Origin of the sequence: Mesorhizobium sp. M5C.F.Ca.IN.020.32.2.1 (genome assembly GCF_004023105.1) — a bacterium.
In the GTDB taxonomy this organism is placed as follows: Bacteria; Pseudomonadota; Alphaproteobacteria; order Rhizobiales; family Rhizobiaceae; genus Mesorhizobium; species Mesorhizobium wenxiniae.
Map to the genome: position 1 here is coordinate 1 of NZ_RZSX01000358.1, position 6,086 is coordinate 6,086.

Genomic DNA, 6,086 nt, shown 5'->3' on the forward strand with positions numbered 1-6,086 from the left:
GGATGGATCGGGCTGACATGGTGGTTCTCGCCGACGGTCCCTCGCCCGGCATAGCCAAGTTGCAGCACGGCGCCGTTGTCGACCGCCATCTGCAGCGCGTTGCGCACCTTTTGGTTGTCATAGGGCTTGTGGGTGATGTTGGTGCGGGCAACCAGTGTGGTCGCTGTCGCGACCTCCGACTTCACCAAATCCATCTTGTCGAGGATGTCGATGAAGTCTGCGGGCGTCTCGAAGTTGATGTCGATCTCGCCGGACTCGAACGCGTTCACGGTGGCGTTGAAGTCGGTGCCGTAGTCGATGAATTCGACACTGTCGAGAGGCGCCTCGCCGCCCCACCACTTGCCGTTCTCACGACGCTTGACGACCGCTTTCTGGCCGACATCATAAGAGACAAGCTCGAAAGGTCCAGTACCGATCGGCTTCTTGATCGGGTCGGCGCCGTCGGCGTCAAAGTTGCGGTGGACGACGAGCGCCGGATAGTCGGTGAAGTTCGGGATCAGCGAGATATCAGGCTCGTTCAGCTTCAGCTTGACGGTGTTGTCGTCGACCTTGGTTATGGCGCCATCTCTTGCCTTGCCGGTCTTTGCGTCGATCAGCGCGCCGACGCGCGCGGCCATCGAATTGCCCGAGGCGCCTTTCTCGCACCAGCGCGTCAGATTGAAGACAACGTCATCGGCGTTGAAGGCATCGCCATTGTTCCAGGTCACGCCCTTGCGCAGGTGCAGCGTATATTCGGTGGCGTCGTCATTGACGTCCCAGCTTTCGAGCAGAACCGGTTCGAAGGTGAACTGTTTGGTGTAGCGCACCAGCGGCTCCAGCCAGGTGCGGGTGACGTTTGCCATCTCCACCCAGTCATAAGTGCGGGGATCCTTCTGCGCCTTCACCGACATCGAAACGTGCAGCGTTCCGCCCTTCTTCGGCTCCTCGGCCAAAGCCTGCTCCGGCACGGCCAGACCGATCATGCCGTAGGCAAGGGCCGTCGATGCCCCAAAGGCGCTTGCCAGCGCCAGAAACTCGCGCCGGTCCATCCGGCCTGCACGCGTCTCTGCCGCCATTGCCTCGATCGCATCCGGCACGCGATCGCCGTTGCTTCTGACGATTGTCATTTTTTCCTCCCGTCTGGTTCCCGTCAGGTCTTCGCCTGTCCTATTAACTAACGCTGTCCGGCAGCTTCTCCTCACGCAGCGCAATCAAATCTTCGAGACCATCGGCAATGCCCTCATCGAGCTTCGGCTCCTCATAATCCGCGAGCATGTTGCGCGCTTTCTCGCGGCCGCGCGTGTCGTGGTCCTTTGCCCCTTCACCCTTCCACTGTTCGTAGGAATTGAAATCCATGATGCTGGGCATGAAAAAGGCGGACTCGAAATGTTCAAGCGTGTGCTGGGTGCCGAGGAAGTGGCCCTGCGGCCCCACCTCGCGGATCGCCGCCATCGCTTCCTTGAAATCGTCGAACGGAAGGCCGCCAGCATATTTGTACCAGCCAACAAGCTGTTCGCAGTCCGTCGCAAATTTTGAATAGCCGCAGGTCAGGCCGGCCTCGAGCCATCCGGCGGAGTGCCAGATGTAGTTGGCGCCGGCAAGGATGGCGGCATGCATCAGCATGTTCGCCTCGTAGCCCGCCTGGGCGTCATTCAGCTTCGATCCGACATGGAAGCCCGACGTGCGCCAGGGCAGCCGGTATTTCCGCGCCAGCGCCCCCATCAGATACATCATCTGGGCCGCCTCAGGCGTGCCGCCCATGGGAGCGCCGGTCTTCATGTCCACCGTAACCATGAACTGCCCGTAGATCTGCGGCGAACCTGGACGGAGGAGCTGTGTGAACGCGACGCCAGCCAGCGCTTCCGCATTGACCTGCGCGACCGCACCTACGGCAGAGGCCGAAGTCGAGGCGCCGCAGAGGGCGAACGGCGCCAGGATCAGTGGCTGGTTGTGACGCGCATAGACCTTCATCGCGTCCAGCATGGTGGCGTCCCATACCAGTGGCGAGTTGCAATTGGTGATCGCCACCAACACAGGGTTGTCACGGACGTAGTCCTCGCCGAAAACGATGCCTGCCATCGCCATCGTGTCTTCGGCTCGATCCCTGGACGTCACGATGCCCATGAACGGCTTGTCGGAATGCTTCAGCGCCGAATGAATGATGTGGAGGTGACGCTTCGGCACCGCAATTTCCATCGGCTCGCAGATGATCGAGCTCGACGAGTGCAGCGCTGGCGCCATGTAAGCGAGCTTATGAAAATTCTGAAGGTCGGCGAGCGTGCCATAGCGCCTGTTGTTGTCGAGGTCGCGCACGTAAGGCGCGCCATACATCGGCACGAAGATGGAATTCTTACCGCCGACGCGGACCGAGCGCTCAGGGTTGCGCGCATTGAGCGTGAACTCCGGCGGGACTTTCGAGACGAGTTCCATCAAGAGCGCGCGGTCAATGCGGACGCGCGTCTCAGAGACATCGGCTCCGGCGGCCATCCACAGTGCTATGGCCTCGTCGTCGCGGAACTCGCAGCCAACCTCTTCGAGGATGGCGAGCGACTCCTGGTGGATAAGCTCGACAGCCTCGTCCGGGACGATTTGGTATGCGGGTATGTTGCGAACGAGCGTCGGAAACGACGCCATGGGAGTTCCCCGCAGCGCCTTGCGGCCCAGGCGGCCGCCACCTCGGCGGCTGGCGTGTTCGGTGACTTCGGTGGCCGGTGCGTTCATGGCAAACTCTATCCTCCCAATGATGACCAGCGTAGCGAGAGAAAATATGGCTGTGACGTTGGAAAATCCTGATCTCTTGTATAAGCTCAGCTTATGCGAAGCTTGCGCCATCTGCTGCCCTCGGCCGGCAGCCTGATCGTTTTCGAGGCCGCCGGGCGGTTGTCGAGCTTTACCGCCGCCGGGCGAGAGCTCGGCATGACGCAGGCTGCCGTGTCCTATGCGATCCGCGGCCTCGAAGAGCAGCTGGGCGCGAAACTGTTCCAGCGCCGCCATCGGCAGGTCAGCCTTACCGAAGCCGGCGACCGCTTCCACGCTGACGTCTCGCTCGGCCTGTCGCACATTCGCAGGTCAGCGGAGGACCTGCGCCAGCAGGCGACCGGCGGCCATGTGACGCTCGCCGCGTCGACGGCCTTCGCCTCGTTCTGGATGATGCCGCGCCTGCAGCAGTTTCGCGACGAACTGCCGGGCATCGACCTGCGCATCCAGACCGCCGACCGTGATCTCGACATCATCGCCGAAGACATCCCGCTCGGCGTTCGCGGCGGCGAACCGAGGGAATGGCCGGACTATCATTCGCTGCCGTTGGCCGATGAGGAAATATTCCCAGTTGCGGGCGCGAGCTATGTGGCGCGATTCGGGCTGCCGGAAACGGTCGAGGATCTTCCATCACACCGGCTCATCCATCTCGAAGAGCCGTTTCGCGATGCCGCGAGCTGGGACGAGTGGTTCCAGTCGGCCGGGGTCAACATCACCGATGCCGGGCGCGGCTTGCGCATCAACGATTATGCGCTGGTGATCCAGGCGGTCATGGAAGGCCAAGGCATTGCGCTCGGCTGGGGTCACCTCGCCGAGCGGCTGCTGGCGTCAGGACTGCTGGTGCGTGCGACCGGCCACACGATGACGACCGGCAAGGGATTTCATATCATCTGGTCGAGAAACCGCGAGCTCAGCGACAACGCCCGCAAGGTTCGGGACTGGCTGGCCGCGCAAGCGCGAGGCTCCCATTAATGCTCGTCAGATCGTCACGACGATCTTGCCGAATTGCTCGTTCGACTCGAGAAAGCGATGCGCCTCGACGATCTGCTCGAATGGAAAGATTTTGGCGATCACCGGCCGAAGCGACCCCGACATCAACCCGTCAAGGATGAACGTCTTGGCGGCCTCCAACCGCGCCGGATCGCCAGTGATTTCGTGGACGAGATAGCCGCGCAGCGTCAGCGTCTTGGCCAGCACGGCGAATAGCGGGAACGGCGTTGGTTCGATGCTCAAGCCGCCATATTCGATGAGAATGCCACCCCGTGCCATCGCCGCCGTCAGAGGCGCGAATATCGGGCCGCCGACTGCGTCGAACACCACTCGGATGTCCTCCGGGCCGGCGATGTCCTTCAGCCGGGCTTCCAGATCTTCGTCCGCTAAAGAAATAACATGGGCGGCGCCGAACTCGAGCAAGGCCTCTCTCTTGGCAGATGTCCGCGTGGCCGCGATCGGGGTCGCGCCAACCATGTTGGCAATCTGGATCGCGGCGAGTCCGACACTGCTTGATGCCGCGGTAATGACGACAAAATCGTCCCTGCTGAGCTTGGCAATGTCGATCAATGCGCCATAGGCGGTGAGATACTGCGTCCAGACGGCTGCCGCCTCTTCCCAGCTGAGCGATGGCGGGTGCTTGACCACGAGGTGGGCGGGATATGTGGCAATCTCACCATAGGCGGGCCAGCGGGCCATCGATAGTGGCGGCACGACACTGACGGCCTCACCTGGCGCAAAACCGCCCACGCCTTCGCCGACCGCTTCGACGACACCGGCTGCCTCAAGGCCAAGACCGGAAGGCAATGGCGGCGTCTGGATATAGGTGCCCCACCGCATCAGCGCCTCGGCCCGGTTGAGCCCCAACGCCTTGACCCGGATCTGAATCTCGCCCCGACTAGGCCTGGGAATATCGACATTCTCGATGCGCAGAACCTCGGGACCACCATGCTGATGAAAACGAACAACGCGTGCCATCCGGCCATAACTCCAAAATATTTGAACCGAATACGCTATGCCAACAGCCGCCTGGCAGATAAATAGCTGCTTGGGCAAGACAGTAGAAACTGAGAGTTTTGAATATGGATCGCCTTACCAGCATGGCCGTGTTCGTCAAAGCCGTTGATCTGGGCTCGTTCGCGGCGGCTGCTGCCGCTCTCGATCTGTCCGGACCGATGATCGGCAAGCATGTCCGGTTTCTTGAAGAGCGTCTGGGTGTGCGCCTCATCAACCGGACCACTCGCCGCCAGAGCCTGACAGACTTCGGGCGCGCCTATTATGAGCGCTGCCGGCTCGTGCTCGCTGAAGCCGAGGCTGCAGATGCACTCGCGGCCGATCAACTCTCCGAACCACGCGGAAAGCTGCGCGTCATCATGCCTGTGCATTTCGGCCGGCGCTGCGTAGCCCCGATCCTGCTGGAGCTTGCGCAGCGATATCCTGCTCTGGAACTCGACCTGTCGTTCAGCGATCCCATCGCCGATCTTGCAGAGGATGGCTGCGATCTTGCCATCCGGACCGGCAATCTGGAGGATCAGCCCGGCGTGATCGCCCGGCGCATCGCGCGCCAGCGCATGGTCGTCTGCGCGTCGCCATCCTATCTCGAGATGCACGGGTGGCCACGGCAGCTAGGGGATCTCGGCAGCCACCAGGCCATCATCTACCGCCGTTCGGGCCGTGTCGTTCAACCGTGGCTGTTTCCGCGCGATGATCAGGCCGCACTGGAGGTCATGCCGGTCAGCCGCTTGCGGCTCGACGACCTCGCTGCGATCGCCGATGCCGCGGCAGCGGGCATGGGGCTTGCCTGGCTGCCATACTGGCTGGTCCGTGAACACATTCAGGCCGGCGCACTTCTCGTGCTGCTGCCGAAACAGCCGGGATTTCTTTACGACGCCTATGCGCTATGGCTGCAGACGCCTCACTTGCCGCTGAAGGTCCGTTTGGCCGTCGATGCGCTGGCGGCAGCACTGCCCAGGCTGATGACGTGAAATGCAGGAGTGCGGTGGGCGGCGCGGATTCCTCAATTCTGCCTCTCCCGCATGGGCGGCGAATCCGCGTATAGTGCCTTCATGCCCATCCGCCAGCTTTCCGAAACGATGATCAACCAGATCGCCGCCGGCGAAGTCATCGAGCGTCCGGCAAGCGTGGTCAAGGAACTGGTCGAGAACGCACTCGATGCCGGCGCTGCCCGAGTCGAGATCGTCACCGCCGGCGGCGGGCTCAACCTGATCCGCGTCACCGACGACGGCTGCGGCATCCCGGAGAATGAACTGGCGCTGGCGATCGCACGCCATTGCACCTCGAAGCTCGCCGACAACATTCACGACATCCGCTCGCTCGGCTTTCGCGGCGAAGCGCTGCCG

At 62.3% G+C, this 6,086-nt stretch carries 6 protein-coding genes; 3 read left to right on the forward strand and 3 right to left on the reverse strand.

The window, feature by feature from the left end; translation table 11 throughout:
- Positions 1-1,106, reverse strand: a 1,106-nt coding sequence (locus tag EOA86_RS18430) for an ABC transporter substrate-binding protein (protein ID WP_128342973.1), incomplete at its 3' end; no start/stop codon positions are given.
- A 43-nt stretch (positions 1,107-1,149) separates the two neighbouring features.
- Positions 1,150-2,700, reverse strand: a complete 1,551-nt coding sequence (locus tag EOA86_RS18435) for a trimethylamine methyltransferase family protein (protein WP_128342975.1) — start codon at positions 2,698-2,700, stop codon at positions 1,150-1,152.
- A gap of 93 nt (positions 2,701-2,793) precedes the next feature.
- Between EOA86_RS18435 and EOA86_RS18440 the strand changes: the two genes are divergently transcribed.
- Positions 2,794-3,708 carry a LysR substrate-binding domain-containing protein gene (locus tag EOA86_RS18440; protein ID WP_065009696.1) on the forward strand — a complete coding sequence of 305 codons (915 nt, stop codon included), beginning with the start codon at positions 2,794-2,796 and terminating at the stop codon, positions 3,706-3,708.
- 6 nt (positions 3,709-3,714) lie between these two features.
- On the opposite strand, the gene EOA86_RS18445 is transcribed toward EOA86_RS18440, so the two are convergent.
- Positions 3,715-4,704 (reverse strand): zinc-dependent alcohol dehydrogenase family protein, encoded by a 990-nt coding sequence (locus tag EOA86_RS18445; protein ID WP_128342977.1) that lies wholly within the window; start codon positions 4,702-4,704, stop codon positions 3,715-3,717.
- A 104-nt stretch (positions 4,705-4,808) separates the two neighbouring features.
- Between EOA86_RS18445 and EOA86_RS18450 the strand changes: the two genes are divergently transcribed.
- Positions 4,809-5,711 carry a LysR family transcriptional regulator gene (locus EOA86_RS18450; RefSeq protein WP_065009694.1) on the forward strand — a complete coding sequence of 301 codons (903 nt, stop codon included), beginning with the start codon at positions 4,809-4,811 and terminating at the stop codon, positions 5,709-5,711.
- Positions 5,712-5,792: 81 nt separating this feature from the next.
- The coding region (locus EOA86_RS18455; RefSeq protein WP_206630067.1) for an ATP-binding protein at positions 5,793-6,086 on the forward strand (294 nt) is incomplete at its 3' end.